The organism is Labrys sp. Lb11, from assembly GCF_057554225.1.
In genome coordinates this window covers 943,401-965,346 of record NZ_BAAJOT010000001.1, presented here as the reverse complement: position 1 = coordinate 965,346, position 21,946 = coordinate 943,401, and the positions used below count along the sequence as shown (strand labels likewise).

Here is a 21,946-nt window from a genome sequence, read left to right as displayed (position 1 = left end):
CGCCATGGCAGCCCTGCTCTCGCCCGCCGACCGCAGCCGCGACCTGTCGCAGCCGCTCGACCGGCTCGGCCCCGACGAAAGCCTCAAGGCCGGCAGCGACCAGCTCCGCGGCACCATCCTCGACAGCCTGACCGACCGGCTCACCGGCGCGGTCTCGCCGAACGACACCAAGCTGATGAAGTTCCAGGGCATCTACCAGCAGGATGACCGGGATCTTCGCGACGAGCGCCGGCGCCAGAAGCTCGAGCCGGCCTACCAGTTCATGGCCCGGGTGCGCCTGCCCGGCGGCGTGTGCACGCCGGCGCAATGGCTGAAGCTCGACGAGCTCGCCCGCGCCTACGGGCACGAGACGCTGCGGCTGACCACCCGCCAGACCTTCCAGTTCCACTGGCTGCTGAAGGAAGACCTCAAGCCGACGCTGCAGGGCCTGCACGCCGTGCTCCTCGACACCATCGCCGCCTGCGGCGACGATTGTCGCGGCGTGATGTGCTCGGTCAACCCGCATCTGTCGGCGCTGCATGCCGAGGTCTACGAGCTGGCGCGGCGCGCGAGCGACCATGCGATCCCGCGCATGCGGGCCTATCACGAGATCTGGTACGGCGAGGAGCGGGTGGCGACCTCCGAGCCGGAGGAGCCCTTCTACGGCCGCACCTACCTGCCGCGGAAGTTCAAGATCGGCTTCGCCATCCCGCCGGTCAACGACATCGACGTCTACGCCCAGGATCTCGGCTTCATCGCCATTGCCGGCGCGACCGGCCTCGAGGGCTTCGACGTCGCCATCGGCGGCGGCATGGGCCGCGTCGACCGGACCCCGTCGACCTATGCGCGCCTCGCCGACGTCATCGGCTTTGTCGAGCCGGACCAGGTGCTGGCGGTGTGCGACGCCGTGGTCGGCCTGCAGCGCGACTACGGCGACCGCAAGGACCGCGCCCATGCCCGCTTCAAGTACACGATCGACGATCGCGGCCTGCCCTGGATCAAGGAGGAGATCGAACGGCGGCTCGGCTTCCCGCTCGGCGCGGCGCGGCCCTATCGCTTCGTCTCGAACGGCGACGCGCTGGGCTGGCAGACCGGCGAGGACGGCCTGCACCACCTCACGCTGTTCGTGGAGAACGGGCGCATCGCCAACCGGCCCGGCCGCGCCCTGATGGACGGCCTGCGAGCCGTCGCCCGCGTCCACCAGGGCAGGTTCCGCCTGACGCCGAACCAGAACCTGACGATCGCCGAGGTGCCGGAGCACCGGCGCGGCGAGATCGAGGCGCTGCTGGCCGAGAACGGGCTCGGCAGCCTCAACCGCGAGAGCGCCCTGCGCCTCAACTCCATGGCCTGCGTGGCGCTGCCGACCTGCGGCCTCGCCATGGCGGAGAGCGAGCGCTACCTGCCGGCCCTGGTGACGCGGATCGAGTCGATCCTCGAGCGCCACGGCCTGACCGAGGAACCGATCACCATCCGCATGAGCGGCTGCCCGAACGGCTGCTCGCGCCCCTACATCGCCGAGATCGGGCTGACCGGTCGGGCACCCGGCCGCTACGATCTCTATCTCGGCGGCGGCTTCCACGGCCAGCGCCTCAACCGGATGCAGCTGGAGAATGTCGGGGAGGAAGCGATCCTCGCCGAGCTCGACGCCAGGCTCGGCGCGTTCGCGCGCGAGCGGCTGGACAACGAGCATTTCGGCGACTTCGTCATCCGCACCGCCCCACCGGACACGAACCGCTGATCCGGCCCGGCCGCGATCAGCATGCAAGGCAAGGAGACTTTCCAATGTCGGTCCAGCTCGGTCAGACCACCCCCGATTTCGTCCAGGACAGCACCCATGGACCGATCCGCTTCCACGACTGGCTCGGCGGGGCCTGGGGCGTGCTCTTCAGCCATCCCCGCAACTTCACGCCGGTCTGCACCACCGAACTCGGCGAGGTCGCGCGCCTCAAGCCGGAATGGGAAAGGCGGCGCGTCAAGGTCATCGGCCTTTCCGTCGATCCGCTCGACGCCCACGCCGCCTGGGACAAGGACATCGCCGAGACCCAGGGCCACGCTCTGAATTTCCCGCTGCTCGCCGACGCCGACCGCAAGGTCGCCAGCCTCTACGGCATGATCCACCCCGACGCCGACCCGAACGTCACCGTCCGGGCGGTGGTCGTGATCGATCCCGCCCGGAAGGTCCGGCTGAGCCTGACCTATCCACCGAGCGCCGGCCGCAACTTCGCCGAAATCCTGCGCGTCATCGACAGCCTGCAGCTTACCGATGCGCAGGCCGTGTCGACGCCGGTCAACTGGCGGCCGGGGCAGGCGGTGATCATCTCGCCGAGCCTGTCCGACACCGCGGCCCGCGAGCGCTTCCCGCAAGGCTGGACCGCGCAACGCCCCTATCTGCGCCTGGTCGAGTTGCAGGGCTGACGGACGAGCGGGAGAGGAGAGCCGACATGTCGCGGAAATCGCTGGAAACAATCGCCGCCGGCAACGGCATCGGCCAGGATACCGCCCACGGCGCGGTGGCCCCGCCGCTGTTCCTGGCCTCGAGCTACACGTTCGAAGGCTTCGACCGGCCGCGCGCCTATGACTATTCACGGACGCGCAACCCGACCCGGGACCTGCTCGCCGACACGCTCGCCAAGCTGGAAGGCGGCGCGGCAGCCATCATCGTCGCCACCGGCATGGCGGCGGTCGACCTGGTGCTGTCGCGGCTCAAGCCGGGCGAGCGCGTCGTGGCGCCGCACGACTGCTATGGCGGAACCTACCGGCTGCTCGGTCTGCGCGCGGCGAAGGGGCAGTTCGAGGTGACCTTCGTCGACCAGAGCGACGAAGCCGCGCTCGACACGGCCCTTGCCGCCCGGCCGAGGCTGGTGCTGGTCGAGACGCCGAGCAATCCGCTGATGCGCGTCGTCGACATCGCCGCCATCGCCCGCAAGGCCAAGGCCGCCGGGGCGGAACTGGCCGTGGACAATACCTTCCTGTCCCCGGCCCTGCAGCAGCCGATCGGGCTCGGCGCCGATTTCGTCATCCACTCGACCACGAAATATCTCAACGGCCACTCCGATGTGGTCGGCGGCGCGGTGGTGGCGGCGCGCGCCGAGGACGGGGCGAACCTCGCCGCCTGGGCCAATGTCACCGGCGTGACCGGCTCGCCCTTCGACGCCTACCAGACCCTGCGCGGCGTGCGCACGCTGTTCCCGCGGATCGAGCACCAGCAGCGCAATGCCGGCGCCGTTGCCGCCTTCCTCGCGCGCCACCGGCAGGTGGCGGCCGTGCACTATCCCGGGCTGCCCTCGCATCCCGGCCATGCCGTGGCGACGGCGCAGCAGCGCGGCTTCGGCGCCATGCTCAGCTTCGAGATCGCCGGCGGCACCGGTGCCGTCCGGCGCTTCGTCGAGGCCGTCCGCGTCTTCACCCTGGCCGAATCCCTCGGCGGCATCGAGAGCCTGGTCGCCCATCCCGCCACCATGACCCATGTCGGCATGGGCGCGGAGGCGCGCCGCGCGGCCGGGATCGCGGACACGCTGCTGCGCCTGTCGATCGGCCTCGAAGGCGAGGCCGACCTGCTCGACGACCTGGCGCAGGCCCTGGACGCCGCGGGAGGAGGACCATCATGACCGCCGCCGCACCTCCCGATCCCGCCGGCTTCGAGGCGCCGGCGCTCGTCCAGGCCCTGCTGGACGGCCCGGAAGCGATCGTCGCCACCGACCGGGCCGGCATCATCCGCTTCTGGAGCCTCGGGGCGGCACGGCTGTTCGGCTTCGAGCGCGACGAAGCGCTCGGGCGGTCGCTCGACATCGTCATCCCGGAGGAGTGGAGAGAACGGCACTGGCAGGGCTATCACCGCGTCATGGCCACCGGCCACAGCCGCTACGGCGAAGGCGACGTCCTGGCCGTGCCGGCGATGACCAGGGACGGCCGCCGGATTTCGGTCGAGTTCACGGTCGCGCTGTTGCGCGACGGGGTCGGAGAGGCGTTCGGCATGGCGGCGGTGATGCGCGACGTCACCCGGCGCTTCGAGGAACTGAAGTCGCTGCGGCGGGCGATCAAGGCCCTGGCCGCCGATGCAATCGCGACCTGAAGCGCGGCTGACGGACAGGAGGATGGGCGATGGACGGCAGGGACGCCGACGAAGCCGGCGAGGGCTATGCCTCGCCGGCCTGTCTCATGCACGAGCTTGCGCCGGGCATGGGTGAGGCGGTGGCGGTGGCGCCTCCGGAGCAGCGCAGCGCCATCCTGCGCTGGCGCAAGGGCGAGCGCGAGCGGCTGATCGCCGAGCGCATGCAGTTGCCGTCGCCCGTGCGGGTGGAGCACGCGGCACGGATCGCCCGCCACCTCGACGCGCTGTTGCCCGATCTCGCCGGGCGGGTAGTCAGCCTCTACTGGCCCATGCGCGGCGAACCCGACCTCAGGGCCTGGCTCGGTGCCGCCACCGAGCGCGGTGCGACCTGCGCCCTTCCCCTGGTGGTGGAGAAACACGCACCGATGGCTTTCCGCAGCTGGAAGCCCGGCGAGCTGCTGGAGCGCGGCTTCTGGAATATCCCGGTGCCAAAGGGCGGCACCGAGGTCACGCCCGACATCGTGCTCGCCCCGCTGGTCGGCTTCGACGGTTCGCGCTTTCGCCTCGGCTATGGCGGCGGTTATTTCGACCGGACGCTGGCAGCCCTGCCGAAGAAGCCCTATGTCGTGGGCGTCGGCTATGTCCAGCAGGCGATCCGGACGATCCACCCGCTGGCCCACGACATCCCAATGGATGCGATCGTCACCGAGCAATCGGTTGTCGACGGCCGCGCCACCTGAGCAGCTTCTCGTGGCTCAAACTTGCAACTGCAAGCAGGTTCGAGAGACCCTGCTTGGAACGTCGCCGGGCTCGCCCCGGTGGGAGATGGCCTGAACATGGATGGAAGCGGCCCCGCGGCGGTCGACCGCCCCCTCGTCACCGACGCCGACATCCGGCGGCTGGTGCACGCTTTCTACGCGGCGGTGCGACGCGACGAGCTGATCGGCCCGATCTTCGACCAGGCCGTCGACGACTGGCCGGAGCATCTTGCCAAGCTCGTCGACTTCTGGGCCTCGGTGATGCTGAAGGCGGGGCGTTACAACGGCCGGCCGCTGGCGCCGCATCTGGCGCTGCCGATCGGCCCGCAGCATTTCGACCGCTGGCTCGGCCTGTTCGAGGCGACGGCCGCGGCCGAGCTGCCGGCGGAGGCGGCGGAGCTGTTCGTCGACCGCGCCCGCCGCATTGCCGACAGCTTCGAGCTCGCCGTCGGCAGCACGCAGGGCCGGTTCGTCACGCCGCGCCATTCCCGGCGATCGTAAAGACGTCAGGCCTCATCCCCTGCCGGCGACGTGGTCGAGGAGATGGCGTTCAGCCTGTCGATCGCCTGCGACGTCTTCACGTGCGAACGCTCGAGGCGCACGGCGACGGCAACTTCGATACGGCGCCGAGCGTCGCGACCGGTGTCATCACCGAATTCGACGCCGCGGCCGACGGGATCCGCCTGGACGCCGCCGCTTCCACCCGCAGATGAAGGGGCAGCTCCGCGTCCAGGCGCAATAGCCGCCAGGAGCCACCTCGCGGGGCGGACACTCCGCCCCGCCAGATCCGTCCTCGATCCGCAACAGGGGCTTTGCCGACGCCGGCGGATCTGGCAGACCTTGCCCTGTGTGGTTAAGCGCAGGAGGCCGCCATGGCGACGCATCGGTTCACGCCATCCCATTATTCCAACGTGCTGGCCAGCCTCGCCCCGGTCCTGACCATCGGCGACGGCGACACCGTGGTGACGACCACGCTCGACGCGGCCGGCCGTGACCAGGACAACGCCCAGCGCGGTCGGCGCGGCAATCCGATGACCGGCCCCTTCCACGTCGAGGGCGCGGAGCCCGGCGATGCGCTGCTGGTTCGGATCGACCGGATGACCCCGACGCGCGACACGGGCTGGACGTTCTCGGTGCTGGCCGCCAACGTGGTCGAGCCGGGCGCGGTGGCGCGGCTGCCGGAGCGCCAGGAAGTGCTGTGGGCGATCGATCGGCAGGCCGGCACCGCCCGGCTCATCGACGCGCCGGCCGCGGTCGCCGACCTCGTCCTGCCGCTGGCGCCGATGATCGGCTGCTTCGGCGTGGCGCCGGCGCTCGGCCAGGCGATCTCGACCGCCACCAGCGGCGAACATGGCGGCAACATGGACTATCGCGGCTTCGGGCCGGGCACGACCGCCGCCTTCCCGGTGGCCACGGCCGGCGCGCTGTTCTTCCTCGGCGACGGGCACGCCTGCCAGGGGGACGGCGAGATCGCCGGCACCGGCATCGAGACCAGCTTCGAGATCGAGTTCACCGTGAGCCTGCGCAAGCATGCGAAGTTCGGCTGGCCGCGCGGCGAGACCGCCACCGACATCTTCACCGTCGGCAATGCCCGGCCGCTCGACCAGGCGCTGCAGCACGCGACCACCGAGATGCTGCACTGGCTGGGCGAGGATTTCGGCCTCGACCAGACCGCAGCCAGCCACCTGCTCGGCCAGACCGTCCGCTACGACGTCGCCAACGTGTTCAATCCCGCCTATTCCGTGGTTTGCCGGCTTTCGAAATCCTGGCTGAAGCGCCCGGCCAGCGGCGGAAGCTGGCTGGCCGGGCCATGATAGGGCTGCGGTCCGGCCACGTCGGCGCCGAGCGGCATCGCCCTCCGGGCGGGCTTCAGCCAAACGCTGCACACGATCCACCCCTTCCTGATGTTCCGGCTTCAGCCGGCGCTTCGCCTGGGTCAACGACCGCTACGGCGTCTCCTGGCAGCTCAACCTGCCGTAGCAGCCGGCCGGCTGAAGCGCGCGGCGGGGAGCGGCGCCGGCGCTTTCCGGGCCTCTGTCTCCACTGTCCCGGTCGGCGGCCGATACGCCCGGCCCTGCGCGCCTTCGCCGACTTTGCCCAGGTCGAGCGGCCGCCGCTGCCCGGCGGGCGATGACAGGCGCCCTGCCCGCTCCTACCATCGGGCTCATGTTCGATTCGCTGCGCGCCGATGGCTTCCAGGTCGAGTTCCATTCCCATGCCAAAGCGATCCTGAGTGTCGATTTTCCCGAGATCGGCGCGCAACTGGAGGCGATCCTGCGCGGCGCCACCATCCCGATCGAGGAGATCGTCGGCTCGGGCGGCGGCGAGACCAAGGGCACGCAGCGCCTGCGCCGCGCCCTGCACGAGCATGGCTGGCGCAAGCACAAGTTCGAGGTGCAGCGGACGATCGACGGAGTGGCGCGCGAGTCGATTTCGCACGAGGTCGACCACATCGCCCGCTTCCCGGCCGGGACGCTGGCGCTGGAGATCGAATGGAACAACAAGGACCCGTTCTTCGATCGCGACCTGGAGAACTACAAGCGCCTGCACGCCGACGGAGCGATCTCGGTCGGCATCCTGATCACCCGCGGCGTGTCGCTGCAGAACGAGATGCGCGCCATGGTGCAGCGCTTCGCCGCCGACAAGGGAATCGAGAGCCCGGCCGACCTCGAGCGCATCGGCCTCAGCCCGACCCGGCGCCAGCTCGCCGACTATGACCGGCGCCGGCGCGGCGGCGTCTCCTTCGCCCAGGCCTGGGCCGCCTCCTTCGTCCAGGACAAGTTCGGCGCCGCCACGACCCATTGGCGCAAGCTGGAGGACAGGGTGCAGCGCGGTGTCGGCAATCCCTGCCCGCTGCTGCTCATCGGCCTGCCCGCGAGCCTGGTGACCTTCGGCGAGCCGGACGCGGTGGTCGAGCGCCTGATCGACGAGGGCGAGGCCTCGGAGCCCGATGCGAAGCTCGACGCGTGAGGCTATCCATCGGCCAGGATGCGGCCGCGGCCGGCCTGGGAATGATGCGCATAGGTCTTCCAGGTCGGCTCGTAGCTCTCGTCGGCCTGGTTGCCCCAGGTGGTCCAGCCCTTGCGGACGCCGCGCCCGAACAATTCGAGATAGGGACCGGGCGAGCAGGCCTCGATGACCTCGTACTGCTCGTCAGGCTTGCGTGAATGCTCGCGCTTGCGGGTCTGGATCATGTTGACCTGGCTGCGGCCGGGCGCCAGCGTGCGGGCGTTGCGGCCGCGGACGCCGAACAGGATCAGCTCCGTGACGTTGCGGAAGTAGAAGCCGACGCCGCGCCCGTCCGAGCCGCCGTCCTTGCGGATCTTGTGCCAGACGACGTTGGACTTGTAGGCGAAGCCCCAGGCCTGCATCACGGCCAGCCCCTCGGGCAGCAGCGCGTTCGGCACCCACAAATAGAGGTGGGCGGTGTCGGCGGCGATGCCGGCGACGGGCAGCGCCTGGATCTCGGCCAGCGTCATCGTGCCGTAGCGGTTGAGCCGCTTGTGCTCGGGCGCCACCTTGCCGGTGGCGTTCTGGAAGCGCCATGGCGGGTCCGCCATGATGGTCGAGAACCGCCGGCCGCGAACCAGGGCGAGAAGATCGGCGGATGGCGTCTGCGCTTCGGCCTTGGCTAGCACGAATCTCTTCCGTCTCGGGGTTGTGCAGCGGGCATCTTAGACGTCCCGAGGCGATCGGACACTGCCGTGCATCGCGTTTTCCAGTCCAACTTGCAGCCCCGGTGCGCCGGCCGGGATCAGCCGGCCCGCAGCGCCCCGGCGGCGGCGGCGAGGTCAGCCGCCAGCCGGCCGGGCATGCGCGCCAGGAACACCTCGCTGAGGGCGCCGTAATACCACAGCGTGCCCTCGCGCCCGCCGGTGAAGCGACTCCAGATCCGCTCGCCGACCGCCTGCCTGTCGGCCAGGATCGAGCGGGCGTTGTGGACCTTGTCGGCGAGGGAGACGAGCAGCGAGGCCGCGGGCTTTTCCGGCAGGTGCCGGAGATAGGCCTCCTTACGGGCGCGCCAGGGCGGCTTCGGCTCGACCCAGGCATCGGTGCAGTCGGCGACGATCCGTGCCACCGCAGGCCCGAACTCCCGATCGATCCGCGCCAGGGTGGCCTCGCCGCCCTGGTCCTCCGCCGCATCGTGCAGCAGGGCGGCGATGGCCTGGTCCTCCGTGCCGCCGTTCTCCAACACCAGGGCGCAGACCGCCATCAGATGCGCGACATAGGGGATCGCCGTGCCCTTGCGCAGTTGCGTGCGATGCAGCCGGCTGGCGAAGACGAGGGCGGCGTCGAACCGCTCCGTGACGAGAGCGGCATCAGGCCGCTCCGCGGCGAGAGCGGCGCCAGGCCGCTCCGCCGGGATCGGCGTCTCGTCCGGTATGGAGGGGGTGGTGGCTGGCATGGCGCCTCCTGGATCGGATTGCGCAAGGCTAGGTCGGCACAGGGTTCCGATCAAGAACAAAAATGGAACATTTCTATAGACTCCGCCGCCCTGTCCGACCTAGAACCGCGGGGCCCGGCGGGCGGCCGCCGGACTTCCCGACGACAAGGACGTCCCCATGACCGGAAGCAATGAAATCGGGACGCTGGACGCCGCCGTGGACGAGGCGATCGCGGCCTGCGACGGCGACCCGCGCGCCGCCGTGCGTGCTCTTCTGGTAATGATCCGCCACCTCGAAACCGAGATCGACCGCCTCGCCGGCGCTCTCTCGCGGGGCTTCGTCCGCGGCCGGGTGAAGCCGGACCAGGGCGAGGTCGCAGGCCCGCGACCGCATTGAGGGAGAGCCCGGCCGGGCGGCGGCCTGCCCCCATCCCGTTGACCCCGACGCCTGTCTTTGGCAGATTCTGACCATGCGGTGCTGTGCCCGGACCGGCCCGACATCCATCGTCCTCCGTCCCTGCGATCCGCCGACCTCGTCACCCGCAGCAAGGGGACGCGGCATGCGGACCCTCGCCCTTCCGTCATCGTGACTTCGATCAGGCCCTGAGCAGGCCCGCCTGACCTCCGCCCTTCGCCGGGCGAGCCCGCCTTCCCCGCTCAGCCACTGACCACGCTCAGCCGCCGCCCCATCCCACCCTCCGGACCACCGTCCCGAGGCCGCACCGGCGCGCCCGCATCCGGGCGTCGCCATCCGCTCGCCCATGCGCCCGCCGCGCTCGCGCCATGCCGGCGCCCGGCCGGGCCGCCCGTCCTCGTGAGCCCCCATGCCCCGCATTCCCGACTTCACCCCGCCCGAGCGGCTGGCGCGGGCCGAGGCCGACTTCCGGCGCTTCGCCGCCGCCCAGGAAGCCCAGGCCCGGGACGCCGCCGACGCCATCCCGCCCGGCGGCGGCGGCGTCACCACCGCCTTCCGCGACCAGTACCGCGCCGACGCCCAGGCCATGGCCGGCGCGACGCCGCCAGGATCAGAGAGATCAAGGCCATCGCCGACAGGATGCTCGCGCGACAAGGCATGGCGCCCAGTCCGCTCAAGACGCTTGTAGACAGCCGGGCCGAACGTGGCATCCCGCTCGCGGCGCAACTGGTCGCCATTGGGGGCCGCGGCCCGGCACGGCGATGTCGGGCAAGCAACGGAGCTGGCGAACGGCATCGCCGCGACCTTCGACGACCCCACCACCTCCGAGATGCTGACACTTCTGTCGGGCCTGCGCGGCATGACGGCGGAACCGTTCATGCGATCCGCCGACCTCGCCCACGCCAAGGCACAGGCACGCGCCGAAACAGAGCAGCGGCTGGCCTTCACCACCGAGTGGGATACGGCCCAGAGCTTCGGCGAGCGCATGGCCATCGCCCGCAAATACGGTCTCGATCTGGCCGTCCTCGCCTCGAGCTTTCTGACCGCTGCGCAGCTTGGCAAGCGAGGAGCCTCGCAGGATGGCGGCGGCGAGCCGCCAGCGAACGACTCCAAGCCCGGTCCAGTTTCACCACTTAACGATCCGCCATCATCCGTCCCTGGCCAGCGACTGGAACAAAGCGGCAGGCAGCCAACGAGAGTTGCGCTGGCTAGGGAAACGCCTGACGTCCTCCCCCTATCCTCCGCTGAGTTCTCTTCGCCTTCTGCTTCTCCAAAATCAGCACTACTCCTCGAAGGGCCGGTTGTGTTCACGGCCCCTAAAGCTGGGGCATCTGTTCATGAAATAGCGCCAGGCAGTATCCTCTCGGTTACAAACCGACTCGATTTGAGTTTGGAGACACAGAGGAGAATTGAATATGACCGACTGGAAACTTGAGATCGTTCAAACCGTTGTCATCAAGCAACAAATTGATAGCTTAGATAAAACCAATTTATTCCCATATAAATTTCCAAACGTTTCAGCAAAACTATCAGATATAATTGAAACCGAGAATGAAATTGGATTTAAATTTGATAATGATTATGCCAATTTCCTCACACACGCGGATGGATGGAATCTATTCACCAGCGCAGAACTCGCAGATCTATTCGGAACGAGAGATTATATTGGCTCAGAACGCTATCTCAGCGCCCTGAAAACAATACATAAACTTGATGACAACAATATTCTGAGAAAATACTCACTAAATCTCGAGGATATTTTCCCAATTTGCGCCACCCCCGACGACCCAGTTCTATACGTTATGAGAAAACATCATGTCTCCGGAAAATCTCGTGTATTTTTGTTTCAAGATGATTTGGTTGATGAATACGAAAGCTTTCTGGAATTCTTTCAATCAATGCGTGCATATGATCAATTGACCCTAGATGATTTAAAAAATAAATATTTATAATAAAATATAGTTGCCAGAGACGAATTCCATTAATTTACAAATTTTGAGTCTGAATTGAGGCCTACGACAAACGTAGGAGCTTCCTTGTGAGGAGCATGATAAATTTGGCATGGGAGAAGACTGTTGGGAGACGACAAAGCCGACCTGATTGGGCAGCTTGGGCACGATTTCGATGGCGATGCGTGTAGCGCTGGCGACTGTGGCGCCAGCATGGGCAAATCGCCTCAACGCGGCAACGGAGAGACCTGAAGCTCGCCCCCATCCCGTTGACCGCACCGCCCGGTGTTTGTCATATTCCGACCGTGCGGTGCTGCGTCCGGCCCCACATCCATCCTCCTCCCCCCTGCGATCTGCCCCCCGCTTGAGCGTCCGCGGCATGCGGACCCAGCCATTCCAACGTGACCTCGATCAGGCTCTGGGCGGGCCCGCATCCCGATGCCGGGAGAGGCCCGCATGGCGGCCCATCCCGCCCTCATCGCGACGATGACCGTCCCTGCCCGCGACATGCGGCGCTGCCGCCGCAGGCCCGCCTGACCTCCGCCCTTCGCCGGGCGAGCCCGCCTTCCCCGCTCAGCCACTGACACGCTCCGCCGCTGCCCCATCCCACCCTCCGGACCACCGTCCCGAGGCCGCACCGGCGCGCCCGCATCCGGGCGCCGCCATCCGCCCGCCCACGCGCCCGCCGCGCTCGCGCCATGCCGGCGCCCGGCCGGGCCGCCCGTCCTCGTGAGCCCGCATGCCCCGCATTCCCGACTTCACCCCGCCCGAGCGGCTGGCGCGGGCCGAGGCCGACTTCCGGCGCTTCGCCGCCGCCCAGGAAGCCCAGGCCCGGGACGCCGCCGACGCCATCCCGCCCGGCGGCGGCGGCGTCACCACCGCCTTCCGCAACCGATACCGCGCCGACGCCCAGGCCATGGCCGGCGCCTGGCCGCCCGAGGCAAGGCTGCGCCTGTCGCCGCAGATCTTCGCCCTGGAACACCGGCTCGCCGGCCCCCTCGGCCAGGCCGAGACCACGGAGAAGCTGCGCCATCACGGCGCCCTGCAGGATGCCGAGGACGCGGAGCTGCTCGACACCGCCGCCCGGCACAGCGATCCGGCTCGGCGCGACGCGGCGATCGAGGCGCTCTACGGCGCCAACCGCAGCAATCCCAACCTGCCGCCGGCCATCCGGCAGAGCCGCGTCGCCGGCCTGCCCGACAGAATCGCCCTGGCCCAGGGCAATGCCCTGCTCGCCGATCCCCACCGGCGCCAGGCGATCTGGCAGACGGGGCCGACGACCGATGGCGGCGCGCCCGACGCCCCCGGCCTGGCCGGCGCACCCGTCTTGGTCGGCGGGGCTGGCGACGACCCTATCACCCCACTGTCGATGCGCGGCCTCCCCCCGCTCGCCGACGGCGGGCAGGCCGTGGCGATGGACTATTTCCGCGGGCTGCACCCCTCCGCCTCCTTCCCCGTGATCGAGCAGCTCGCCGCCAAGGCCGCGCTCACCCGCCAGGACGACATCCGTCGCGCCGCCGACACCAGCGCCAGGCTCGCCCGGCTGATCGGCCAGGACGCCGTCTCGATCCGCGACACCGGCCGGGAGAACCCCGACCTCGATCTCGACGAGGTCCTGGCCCATTTCGGGCCCGCCATTGCCGCCCATGTCCGCCAGGGCCGCGACCAGGCCCGCGCCGACCACATCGCCAACGCCCTCTCCCTCGCGACCGGCCAACCGGCTGCGGCCGAGGCGCCGCCCGTCGCCAAGCCCTCGCCGCTCCCAACCGCGCCAACACCTCCCGGCCCGCCGCTCGCAGCGGGCCTGCCGCCGCAGCGTTCGCTCGAAGCCGCGTTCATGAAGCAACTGCGGCGCGTCGACGAACGGGAATCCTCCCAACACTCCACTGGCAGCGCCACCGCGGACACGCCACGCGAGGCAGCACCGCAACAGAGCCCAACCGGCCAGTCGGTCCCGCCCCCGGCCCCCCGGCGGCGGAGCCGGGCGACTCCGAGGTCGCGCCGGGCCTGGTGGCGGGTAAGCCGGTCAAGGATTTCAGCAGAACTCCGGACGCCGTGCTCCAGGACGACACGCGCAAGCTCGGCGATGCAGCCAAGGGATCGCGCCCGCTGCTCGACAAGGCGATCGACTATGCGGTCACCGCCACCTTCATCAAGCGCGACACCAAGTACATCGACCTGCTGGCGCAAAGGTCCGATCTCGACCCGCGCGACGCCGCCGAAATCAAGGAGTTCAAGGCCATCGCCGACACGATGATCGGCGTCGGCAGCCGGCACGGCAGCACGCTGGCCCAATTGATCAATCTCCGCACTCTCGACGGGCGGTCTTTCGGCCCATCGATGATCGCGATGGAATACGCGGCCCGGCACGGTGACGCCGACCGGGCGTCGCAACTGGCGCGGAGCATCATCCCTGCCTTTGATACCCCAGGCGTCACACTCGCGCTCCTCCCCTCCGGGCTGAAGGGCCTGGCGTCCGAACCGTATGTCGATGCCGCCCTGTCGGCCCACTCCGAGATGAAGGGGAATCTCGACCGGGAGCAACAGTTCGCCTTCAAAACCGAGCTGGATGCCGCCAAGGGCCCTGGCGAGCGATGGGCCGTCATCCGGAAGTACGACATCCTCGCTCAGGCACTGCTGTCCGACCCCAGGCGACGATGCGCGTTGGGATGCTTGGCGGCATCGCCGCCAGGAGAGCAATTGGAGCACCTGCCGGCTCGCGAGCAGCAGCCGCGCCGCCGCCTCCAGCGTCGGCCCCCTCGCCAACGCAGAGTCATCAAACGAACGCACCGCCGGCCTCGACAACGGTCAGTGGGTCAGGCGCCCCCCAAGTCGCGCCTCAAGCACCTGTCTTCAATCCTGCAGGTGCAAATAGAGCAACACGATTCGGAACGATGCATGGGAGCGCATCACTTAAAGAGACAATCGCTCTCATCGCCGGCCCAACACCTTCCATCCGATACACGAATTCCGGCAAAACGATATACTATAATCCCGTCACAGGCAGACAGGTTGTCTACGACAATTCGGGAAACTACTTCAGGATTGAGGACACCAATATCAAAGGCCCAACAACCTATCTCGATCAATTCGGGAAACCAATCCCCACAAATGTCCCACTTGTTAAATCTCGCGGCTCGACGCAAACTGGGGTTCCCGCAGACATACGGCGAGCATTGACCCACTTCAACAATACGGATTAGTCATGCATGGCTCCTACTTTCGTATCTTGGACACTGTTGAGGGCAACATCGAGAGTGATTTGGCGCTCGATCCTGGCGTGTCAGAATGGCTGTTTTTCGTTGATTTCTGGAATCAAATCAACAATAATTTGCAATCAGACTTCAATCAGTATGAAGATGATATAATTTATCCAGAATGGATTGACACAATCATTAATTATTTAAATCAAACTAAGAAAATATACCTGAACAACGAAACCAATCAGCACACATTTGCCTATGCCTGGACTCCAGACGGGAAGACTTTTGAATGCTCCATTAGCAACTCCGACATCACAAAGAACATTGATCATCTAATTGATTTTCTATATTCTACAAAAGACACAAGAGCGCAAATCCTCGCCCAGCTTTAGAATAATATTTATAGAAAAATTCACCGAATGATCTGCAACATAACTTATATCTGATATTTCAATACCCTTCGACATCCCAATCAAGCAGACAGCTCGCGATGGGAACACTCTCATTCTCAACACAAGCTGGTGTACCGCGAACCAAATGGGATGCGCTAAACAGGACCGAAGATTCCACAGCCGAAGCAAGATTAACTGGACAATTGCTCGAAATCAAAGGCCTGTGTTGAGAACTGAACAGCCCTGCCCCCCAATCCACGCTTCGATCACCTCGTCGCTTCCACCGACCATCGTTTCGCGCGACCACGCTCCCGCCGAGGAAGTGCCGGCTCGGTTTGTTTGGACAGCTGAAGCTGCCGGATAAGTGGGTTTCGGCCCGTATTATGCCGCCGCCGGGATTGGGGTTGGCTTGTTGAAGTAGGCCTGATCAGGTGTCTTCCGGTCAAGGCTCGAATGGGGTCTGCGGGTATTGTCGAAGGTCAGGTATCGGCCGATCGAGGCGCGGGCGTCGGGCACGGTGTCGTAGGCGTGCAGATAGACTTCCTCGTATTTGACCGACTTCCAGATCCGTTCGACAAAGACGTTATCGCGCCAGGCGCCCTTGCCATCCATGCTGATCCTGACGCCATTTTCGATCAGCAGGCTGGTGAAGGCCTCGCTGGTGAACTGGCTGCCCTGATCGGTCTTGAAGATGTCCGGCTTGCCATGGCGCGCCAGAGCTTCCTCGACCGCCTCGATACAGAAGTCCGCCTCCATCGTCATCGAGAGCCGCCAGGACAGGACGCGGCGGCTGAACCAGTCCACCACGGCCGCCAGGTAGACAAAGCCCCGGCGCATCGGGATATAGGTGATGTCCATCGCCCAGACCTGGTTCGGCCGGGTCACAGGTAGCTTGCGCAAGAGATAGGGATAGATCTTGTGTCCTTCTGCCGGCTTCGAGGTGTTTGGCCGCCGGTCGATCGCTTCAATCCCCATCCGCTTCATCAACGTCGAGACGTGAAGGCGCCCCGCTCTCAATCCATCGGCAGCCAAAAGGCCTTGCAGCATGCGAGAGCCGGCGAAGGGATACTCAAGATGCAACGCGTCGAGCCGCCGCATCAGAGCAAGATCGCCCGGTGGAACCGGCCGGGGCAGATGGTAGACACTGCTCCGGCTGAGCCCCAAAGCCGTGGCTTGGCGGCTGATCGGCAGAGCGTGCTTGCGGTCGATCATTTCCTTGCGCTCAGCAGGCCGGCCTTGGTGAGCGCTCCTTCCAAAAAATCATTGTCCAGCGTCAGCTCCCCGCTCTTGGCATGGAGCGTCTTCACATCAACGGCGGGCGAAGCAGGCGCGACCATGCCGCTCCCGCCGAATACCCCGGTAGCCCCTTCAAGAAGCTGGGCCTTCCATTGCGCGATCTGGTTGGCGTGAACGTCGAACTGCTGGCCCAGTTCGTTCAGCGTCTTGTCACCCTTGATCGCCGCAAAGGCTACTTTCGCCTTGAACGCCGGCGTATGGTTGCGGCGTGCTCGTCTCGTCATCATCGCTCCTGCCCTTGGCATCTTATGCCACGTCCAGGGCCGAACTCCACTTATCTGGCCTGTCCAAATTTCCCGAGCCGGCTCTCCCAGATGGAACGTGGATTCCTATTGACAGAAAAATCGACATGGCGCATCAAGTCGACGCTGTTACATGGTGGAATAAAATCGGAATTACTTATGGATCTAAAACGCCAGAAGTTCGAAAATTTATGCCAGATCCAAGCAATTACACTCTACAGCCAAGCTCCATCAATCGATCCTCCGGGGCAAAGCTTCGTCAAAAATATTTATTACCGACCCCAAACTTTGAATCAACAGAGGAATAATCTCTATGGAAGAAAACAACGAAATAGACGACGCAACATTCGATCGCATAAAGGAATATTGCGAAAGTGGACAACATTATTTTAACAAAGGAAATCTAAATAAATCCATTATCGAATACAACAACGCATGGAAACTTATTCCCAATCCGAAAAACAAATGGAATGCCTCAACCTGGATTCTCGCGGCAATTGCAGACGCATTCTTTCTCTCCGGAAGACACATTTCGGCAAGGAAAGCTTTAGAATATGCAATGACTTGCCCTAACGCGATTGGGAATCCTTTTCTACACCTGCGTTATGGTCAAGTTTTACTCGATGCCGGGGAGAAGGACGCCGCAGCCAATGAACTGATTCGAGCTTACATGGGCGATGGATATGACATATTTGAATCAGAAAACCCAAAGTATCTTGCGTTTCTAAAGAGTGTAACTAATATATAATGCAAAATTCAATATTCCCCAAAGAACTGTAAATATTTAGATAAAACAATGGGAAAAATCACATGTGTATGACACCTACATCTATCTCGAATGTGGAAAATTGATATTGTTCAAGGACGGCATCGACAAGCCAGCGATATGCTATAAGAGAGACTAGGGCGTAAACTCATAAAATGGTTTGGTGTTTATGGCGAGGCGTGATTCAAGGTTTCCGAACAGGGAAGTCTTTGATGACGCGCCGTCGCCACGAACTCACGGACCATGAATGGTCAATTCTTTCGCCGCGACTGCCGAACAAACCGCGCGGTGTTCCCCGTGTGGATGACCGGCGTGTGCTGAATGGCATTCTCTGGCGGTTTCGGACTGGTTCGCCCTGGTCAGAAATCCCGGAGCGCTACGGTCCACCAACCACCTGCTACAACCGCTTCGTCCGCTGGCGGAAAGCCGGGGTCTGGGACCGGCTTCTGGAAGCGGTTTCGGAAGCTTACGATGGTGACATCGTCATGATCGACTCCAGCTGTGTCCGCGTTCACCAGCATGCGGCCACGGGAAAAAGGGGGATGGCGAGGATGGCGGCATGGGACGTTCCCGCGGCGGACTTACGAGCAAAATCCACGCGCTCGTGGACGCCGAAGGCCGTCCCGTCACCCTCCGTCTGACCGGCGGGCAGATCGCCGACTGCACCGAGGCCGACGCGTTGACGGATCAACTCGGCGAGGGAACCATCCTCTTGGCCGACAAGGGGTATGATAACAATGCCATTCGGGCCAAGGCCGCCGAGCGCAAGGCCTGGGCCAACATCCCGCCGAAGTCAAACCGCAAGGCCTCCTTTGTCTTCTCGCCCTGGGTCTATCGGCAGCGCAACCTCGTGGAGCGCTTCTTTAACAGGATCAAGCAGTTCCGAGGCATCGCAACCCGATATGACAAGCGGCCCGAGAACTTTCTCGCAGCCGTAAAGCTCATCGCAGCAAAAATATGGTGCCAAAGTTTATGAGTCGACGCCCTAAGCTCCGACGCCCGAGGCGGGCTCGCCCCGCCTCGGGTGGCGCAGTACCCACGGCCCACGCCGTGCATGCCCATCGCGAATGCCATGTGGGCAATCGACTCGACGCTGACAACGGGGAGACCGGGAGCTTGCCCCCGCACCGTTGCCCCCGGCCTTCGCATCGGCAAATTCGGACCATGCGGTGTTGCGCCCGGACCGGCGCCAGCATCCATCCTCCTCCCTTGCGATCTGCCGACCTTATCACCCGCGGCGCGGCTCCATGGCATGCGGCCCCTCGCCTGCAGCCCGATCCCGCCTCCATCGCGACGATGACCGCCCCTGCCCTCGACATGCGGCGCTGCCGCCGCAGGCTCACCTGACCTCCGCCCTTCGCCGGGCGAGCCCGCCTTCCCCGCTCAGCCACTGACCACGCTCCGCCGCCACTGCCCCCCACCCTCCGGACCGCCGTCCCGAGGCCGCACCGGCGCGCCCGCATCCGGGCGCCGCCATCCGCTCGCCCACGCGCCCGCCGCGCTGGCGCCATGCCGGCGCCCGGCCGGGCCGCCCGTCCTCGTGAGCCCCCCATGCCCCGCATTCCCGACTTCACCCCGCCCGAGCGGCTGGCGCGGGCCGAGGCCGACTTCCGGCGCTTCGCCGCCGCCCAGGAAGCCCAGGCCCGGGACGCCGCCGACGCCATCTCGCCCGGCTGATCGGCCAGGACGCCGTCTCGATCCGCGACACCGGCCGGGAGAACCCCGACCTCGATCTCGACGAGGTCCTGGCCCATTTCGGACCCGCCATTGCCGCCCATGTCCGCCAGGGCCGCGACCAGGCCCGCGCCGACCACATCGCCAACGCCCTCTCCCTCGCGATCGGCCAGCCGGCAGCGGCCGCGCAGGCCCTGGCGAGGTGGGGCCGACCGGACGGCAATGATCCGGCCGGGGCCTCCGCGGGACGCCTCGGCGGCGCCCCGCCCGCTTCCCCGACCGGCCCTGCGCCACCGGCGCCTCTCGCCACGGGCCGAGGGGCTGGCAAAGCCAGCAGCGGCCGAGGCGCCGCCCGTCGCCAAGCCCTCGCCGCTCCCAACCGCGTCAAAGCCTCCCGGCCCGCCGCTCTCCGTATCGGGCTCGCTGTTCCCGCGCGAGCCGGCAGGTCAGTTCCTCGATCGGCAGCACCTGGTCGACCATGTCAACGAGGCATCCCCTTCCCCTCCACCTGAGGCACCTGGACTCCTCAACGGGCTCGTCCGCGCCGTGGCGACCGGCGTGCCCATCGTCGGCGGCGCGCTCAACCGCGCCGACGCCGCGACGAACGCGACGCTGGCCCCGGTCATGAACGGCTGGTTCTCACCCGAGGACCAGCTTCAGGGCGAGACCTGGGCCGAGCGCTACGCCAACTCGCTCAAGCAGCAGGAGCGGAAGGACGCCGGGTTCGCCGCAGAGCACCCCGTCGTCAACGCCGGCGCCAACATCACCGGGGCCGTCGCCGGCACCATCCCCGCCGTGATGGCGGCGCCGGCCGCCTTCGGCGTCAGCGTGGCGCCGATCGCCGGACGGATGCTTGCGGGAGCGCTCACCGGGGCCGGCATCGGCGGCGTCGACGCGGCCGTCCGCTATCCCGGCGATGTCGGGGCAGTGGTCAAGGGGACGGGATTCGGACTGGCGGGTGGCGCGGCGGGTCCTGTGCTCGGCAAGGGCGTCGGCTACCTCGGCGACATCTTTACCAAGACCCCCAAGCTCCTTGGATCGGTAAAAATTTCCGACTCGGTACCGTCGGAAAGCATACCTCTTGACACCAGAGCCGTCCTCCAAAGTGTCGCAGACCAAGTCGTGTCCGACCTCGCGATCACCCCCTATCTGGCTAAAGCTGTGATGAGCAATGGCAGCTATGAACACCTAGTTAAGGGGACCAATTTAGCGCCAGCCAGCTACGGTAAAGCTGTGGAACGTTTAGTAGCTCGCTATATTCGAAAAGATTCCACTCTCAGTAATTTATTCTCTTACCAATCTCGTCCTTTTGTTTCAACACCGAACTTCTTCGGCTATGAGGGGCAGAATATTCATCTTCTAGACATCACCACCGAAGCCTCGAAGGCAAACCATTTGGCACGGCCATATGGATCGCATACGGAGTACGTGATACATCCTGGCTTGCCTCCCAACCTGGTGTTTCCGCCATGAATGAATTCAAGGACAAGAGATTTTTTGGACTGTTCGACAGGGGCGACAAGCTTCTGTTGCAAAACATGCGGTTTGAGGGGTGCGAATTTACGCATTGCGCCATCTCGCTCACCGAGCGAATCGATCGAATGACAACGGTTCGCAATGTCGTTCTGGAAAATTGTTCCGTCAATGGATGCGAGACCGGACCAACGATTCTGTCGAATGTCACAATAAACAATCTCAGAACAAATGATCTGCTCATCGTATGGAGTCCGTATTTGGATCGCGTGGTACTGTCTGGAGATATTGGAAAGATAAAAATCAACACTGCAGCTGATATATCAACTTTCGAAAATCCTAAGCAGAAGCCATTTGACGATTACAGAAAGAAGTTTTACTCAACTGTAGACTGGGCGCTCGACATCAGTCGGGCTCGTTTCAAGGAATTCGATCTTGAGAGTGTTCCTGCGCCTCTTGTAAGACGCGACCCAGAATCCCAGGTCGTGGTGACGCGCGAACGTGCCCTGCAGGTAGCGACGCCGGGCTGGGAGGAGCGCCTCGGTTCATCGATCAAGCTTTGGCCATTCGTCATCAACCAATTTCTAGCTGGCCGAGCCCCCGATATCGTGCTGGTGGCCCCTCTTGGCGCAGCAAAGGCAAAACGTGATCCACTTTTAAAGGGATTGCAGGAACTCCGATTGATCGGCCTTGCCGAGCCAGAATGAGCTTACTCCATCCTGGAGGATGGCCGCGTCCTCCAGGACGACTTCGTCGCCAAGGCCAACCGCTACCACGCCGATGTCGCCGGCATGGTCCTCGGCGGCATCGTCGCTGAAGCGCCGAAGCTCTTTGGGGCGGCAAAGGTTCCTGGCGCGATACTACCGACAGCACCGGGAAAATCACCAGCAGTAACCACGGTACCAGCTCCGCAGGTCAAGCCGCCGTCCGCTCTCCCCAGAAGACCCGCGCCGGGGGTGGCGGCTCCGCCAACACGGCCGGGCCGCTGACGTTCTCATTGGAGGAGAAAAAACACAGGAAAAAATGGAATCCCATTTGACACATTCACACCAAAGACGAATAGTGTTGATCGAATTGTTTCGATAGCATCAAAAAACTTAACCCAAGCAGATCGACTAATAATAAATATCGACAACACCTCTGTTACAGCATCTGATTTTCATAATATAATATACAGAATCAGCAAAATTCCAAATATATCCAGACCGATAAAAGAAATTATAATCGTCAATAATAGGAAGATTCTATATCGAGCGATGAGGTAGAGAAATGGGAAAAATCACATGTGTAGGGCACTCCTTCTCAGATGGAGAAATCCCCTCACCGCATGCCTGGACCCTGATATCGGACGAAAACTGGGAGAC

Annotated in this window: 23 protein-coding genes and 2 pseudogenes; 22 read left to right on the top strand and 3 right to left on the bottom strand. The window is 64.9% G+C overall.

Annotation, left to right across the window (positions count from 1 at the left end; translation table 11 throughout):
- Positions 1-4: 4 nt before the first annotated feature.
- From cysI to AC27L4_RS04465, 10 genes and pseudogenes are all read left to right on the top strand, one after another.
- A complete protein-coding gene (gene cysI / locus AC27L4_RS04510) occupies positions 5-1,717 on the top strand; it encodes an assimilatory sulfite reductase (NADPH) hemoprotein subunit (RefSeq protein WP_487140749.1) in 1,713 nt (570 codons plus the stop codon).
- Between the two features lie 44 nt (positions 1,718-1,761).
- Entirely contained in the window at positions 1,762-2,394 is a 633-nt protein-coding gene (locus AC27L4_RS04505) for a peroxiredoxin (protein ID WP_487140748.1), read from the top strand.
- A 26-nt stretch (positions 2,395-2,420) separates the two neighbouring features.
- A complete protein-coding gene (gene metB, locus AC27L4_RS04500) occupies positions 2,421-3,587 on the top strand; it encodes a cystathionine gamma-synthase (RefSeq protein ID WP_487140747.1) in 1,167 nt (388 codons plus the stop codon).
- Positions 3,584-4,051 (top strand): PAS domain S-box protein, encoded by a 468-nt coding sequence (locus AC27L4_RS04495; RefSeq protein WP_487140746.1) that lies wholly within the window; start codon positions 3,584-3,586, stop codon positions 4,049-4,051. Before metB ends, AC27L4_RS04495 begins: the two co-directional genes overlap by 4 nt.
- Before the next feature lie 29 nt (positions 4,052-4,080).
- Entirely contained in the window at positions 4,081-4,770 is a 690-nt protein-coding gene (locus AC27L4_RS04490) for a 5-formyltetrahydrofolate cyclo-ligase (RefSeq protein ID WP_487140745.1), read from the top strand.
- 96 nt (positions 4,771-4,866) lie between these two features.
- Complete coding sequence (locus AC27L4_RS04485) at positions 4,867-5,289, top strand: group III truncated hemoglobin (RefSeq protein ID WP_487140744.1); 423 nt, start codon at positions 4,867-4,869, stop codon at positions 5,287-5,289.
- 80 nt (positions 5,290-5,369) lie between these two features.
- Entirely contained in the window at positions 5,370-5,501 is a 132-nt protein-coding gene (locus tag AC27L4_RS04480; RefSeq protein WP_487140743.1) for a hypothetical protein, read from the top strand.
- Between the two features lie 159 nt (positions 5,502-5,660).
- Positions 5,661-6,602 (top strand): acetamidase/formamidase family protein, encoded by a 942-nt coding sequence (locus tag AC27L4_RS04475; RefSeq protein WP_487140742.1) that lies wholly within the window; start codon positions 5,661-5,663, stop codon positions 6,600-6,602.
- A 106-nt stretch (positions 6,603-6,708) separates the two neighbouring features.
- Positions 6,709-6,768, top strand: a pseudogene (locus AC27L4_RS04470) (VOC family protein); the annotation flags it as partial.
- A gap of 186 nt (positions 6,769-6,954) precedes the next feature.
- Positions 6,955-7,758 (top strand): BglII/BstYI family type II restriction endonuclease, encoded by an 804-nt coding sequence (locus AC27L4_RS04465; RefSeq protein ID WP_487140741.1) that lies wholly within the window; start codon positions 6,955-6,957, stop codon positions 7,756-7,758.
- A gap of 2 nt (positions 7,759-7,760) precedes the next feature.
- Here AC27L4_RS04465 and AC27L4_RS04460 read toward each other — a convergent pair whose 3' ends face one another.
- Both AC27L4_RS04460 and AC27L4_RS04455 read right to left on the bottom strand, forming a co-directional pair.
- On the bottom strand, positions 7,761-8,426 hold the full coding sequence (locus AC27L4_RS04460; RefSeq protein WP_487140740.1) for an MT-A70 family methyltransferase: 666 nt from the start codon (positions 8,424-8,426) through the stop codon (positions 7,761-7,763).
- Between the two features lie 116 nt (positions 8,427-8,542).
- Positions 8,543-9,193 (bottom strand): HD domain-containing protein, encoded by a 651-nt coding sequence (locus tag AC27L4_RS04455; RefSeq protein WP_487140739.1) that lies wholly within the window; start codon positions 9,191-9,193, stop codon positions 8,543-8,545.
- Positions 9,194-9,350: 157 nt separating this feature from the next.
- Between AC27L4_RS04455 and AC27L4_RS04450 the strand changes: the two genes are divergently transcribed.
- From AC27L4_RS04450 to AC27L4_RS04425, 6 genes are all read left to right on the top strand, one after another.
- Complete coding sequence (locus AC27L4_RS04450) at positions 9,351-9,569, top strand: hypothetical protein (RefSeq protein ID WP_487140738.1); 219 nt, start codon at positions 9,351-9,353, stop codon at positions 9,567-9,569.
- A 427-nt stretch (positions 9,570-9,996) separates the two neighbouring features.
- On the top strand, positions 9,997-10,275 hold the full coding sequence (locus AC27L4_RS04445) for a hypothetical protein (RefSeq protein WP_487140737.1): 279 nt from the start codon (positions 9,997-9,999) through the stop codon (positions 10,273-10,275).
- Between the two features lie 15 nt (positions 10,276-10,290).
- Positions 10,291-11,022 carry a hypothetical protein gene (locus AC27L4_RS04440; RefSeq protein WP_487140736.1) on the top strand — a complete coding sequence of 244 codons (732 nt, stop codon included), beginning with the start codon at positions 10,291-10,293 and terminating at the stop codon, positions 11,020-11,022.
- The gene (locus AC27L4_RS04435) at positions 11,003-11,539 is read left to right on the top strand and encodes an SMI1/KNR4 family protein (protein ID WP_487140735.1); all 537 of its coding nucleotides are present in this window, start codon (positions 11,003-11,005) and stop codon (positions 11,537-11,539) included. The genes AC27L4_RS04440 and AC27L4_RS04435 overlap by 20 nt, the downstream gene beginning before the upstream one ends.
- Positions 11,540-12,275: 736 nt before the next feature.
- Positions 12,276-13,793, top strand: a complete 1,518-nt coding sequence (locus AC27L4_RS04430; protein WP_487140734.1) for a hypothetical protein — start codon at positions 12,276-12,278, stop codon at positions 13,791-13,793.
- Between the two features lie 948 nt (positions 13,794-14,741).
- Positions 14,742-15,131, top strand: coding sequence for a hypothetical protein (locus AC27L4_RS04425; RefSeq protein ID WP_487140733.1), 390 nt, complete (start codon positions 14,742-14,744; stop codon positions 15,129-15,131).
- A 381-nt stretch (positions 15,132-15,512) separates the two neighbouring features.
- Here AC27L4_RS04425 and AC27L4_RS04420 read toward each other — a convergent pair.
- Positions 15,513-16,651, bottom strand: a protein-coding gene (locus AC27L4_RS04420) for an IS3 family transposase (RefSeq protein ID WP_487140732.1) whose coding sequence is annotated in 2 segments (ribosomal slippage) — positions 15,513-16,384 and positions 16,384-16,651 — 1,140 coding nt in all. Because the reading frame shifts where the segments join, the coding sequence is not laid out codon by codon here.
- A 331-nt stretch (positions 16,652-16,982) separates the two neighbouring features.
- Here AC27L4_RS04420 and AC27L4_RS04415 point away from each other — a divergent pair.
- The 6 genes and pseudogenes from AC27L4_RS04415 to AC27L4_RS04390 all read left to right on the top strand — a co-directional run bounded on the left by AC27L4_RS04415 (position 16,983) and on the right by AC27L4_RS04390 (position 21,847).
- The gene (locus tag AC27L4_RS04415; RefSeq protein ID WP_487140731.1) at positions 16,983-17,417 is read left to right on the top strand and encodes a tetratricopeptide repeat protein; all 435 of its coding nucleotides are present in this window, start codon (positions 16,983-16,985) and stop codon (positions 17,415-17,417) included.
- A 230-nt stretch (positions 17,418-17,647) separates the two neighbouring features.
- Positions 17,648-18,424 (top strand): annotated as a pseudogene (locus AC27L4_RS04410) (IS5 family transposase).
- Positions 18,425-18,986: 562 nt separating this feature from the next.
- Positions 18,987-19,112, top strand: a complete 126-nt coding sequence (locus tag AC27L4_RS04405) for a hypothetical protein (RefSeq protein WP_487140730.1) — start codon at positions 18,987-18,989, stop codon at positions 19,110-19,112.
- A gap of 555 nt (positions 19,113-19,667) precedes the next feature.
- Positions 19,668-20,582 carry a hypothetical protein gene (locus tag AC27L4_RS04400; RefSeq protein WP_487140728.1) on the top strand — a complete coding sequence of 305 codons (915 nt, stop codon included), beginning with the start codon at positions 19,668-19,670 and terminating at the stop codon, positions 20,580-20,582.
- Positions 20,579-21,289: a hypothetical protein gene (locus AC27L4_RS04395; protein ID WP_487140727.1), complete on the top strand. Its 711-nt coding sequence runs from the start codon at positions 20,579-20,581 to the stop codon at positions 21,287-21,289. The genes AC27L4_RS04400 and AC27L4_RS04395 overlap by 4 nt, the downstream gene beginning before the upstream one ends.
- 321 nt (positions 21,290-21,610) lie before the next feature.
- Positions 21,611-21,847, top strand: a complete 237-nt coding sequence (locus AC27L4_RS04390) for a CdiA C-terminal domain-containing protein (RefSeq protein ID WP_487140978.1) — start codon at positions 21,611-21,613, stop codon at positions 21,845-21,847.
- The last annotated feature ends 99 nt before the right edge of the window (positions 21,848-21,946 follow it).